Annotated in this window: 1 protein-coding gene; it reads right to left on the reverse strand. The window is 62.3% G+C overall.

Features of this window, described 5'->3' with window-relative positions; genetic code table 11:
- The coding region (locus tag G5A07_RS22160) for a hypothetical protein (protein ID WP_223107924.1) at nt 1-190 on the reverse strand (190 nt) is incomplete at its 3' end.
- Nucleotides 191-207: the final 17 nt, after the last annotated feature.

Consider the following 207-nt stretch of genomic DNA (forward strand, 5'->3'; position numbering starts at 1 on the left):
GCGTGGCGACGACGAGGTTGTCTTCGCTGAAGTACGTCTGCGCCACGTGCTGGATCTGCGCCGACGTCACGCCCTTGATCTTCTCAAGCTGGCGATCGATGGAGCGCCACGACAGGCCGCTCATCTCGTTCATGCCGATCTCCATGCCCTGCCCGAAAACCGAGTCGCGCTTGTAGATCTGCGCGGCCACAACCTGTGCCTTCACGC

It is taken from the genome of Stenotrophomonas sp. AS012628 (genome assembly GCF_010608305.1).
In the GTDB taxonomy this organism is placed as follows: Bacteria; Pseudomonadota; Gammaproteobacteria; order Xanthomonadales; family Xanthomonadaceae; genus Stenotrophomonas; species Stenotrophomonas geniculata.